Annotated in this window: 1 protein-coding gene; it reads right to left on the bottom strand. The window is 59.1% G+C overall.

The features are described 5' to 3' along the window. Positions 1 to 28: 28 nt before the first annotated feature. The coding region (locus tag JHD62_RS23180) for an arginine deiminase family protein (protein ID WP_233161174.1) at positions 29 to 279 on the bottom strand (251 nt) is incomplete at its 5' end.

Here is a 279-nt window from a genome sequence, read left to right as displayed (position 1 = left end):
GCAATATTGATGCACTGTTCGAAAGGGTTTAGATCTTCACTTCGTCACGGATGATCGGGCAGGTCATGCAGTGACCACCGCCACGGCCACGGCCCAGTTCGGAGGCCGGAATCTCGATCACTTCCACCCCGTGCTGACGCATCAGCTTGTTTGTGTAGGTGTTGCGGTCGTAGGCCACCACCACGCGGCGGTCCAGGGCCACCACGTTGTTGCCGTCATCCCATTGTTCGCGTTCGCGCTGGTAGGCATCGCCGGCGGTTTGGATGATGTGCACTTCCT

This window comes from Aquitalea sp. ASV11 (assembly GCF_016429185.1).
GTDB lineage: Bacteria > Pseudomonadota > Gammaproteobacteria > Burkholderiales > Chromobacteriaceae > Aquitalea > Aquitalea pelogenes.
This window is presented reverse-complemented; position numbering and strand designations above follow the sequence as displayed.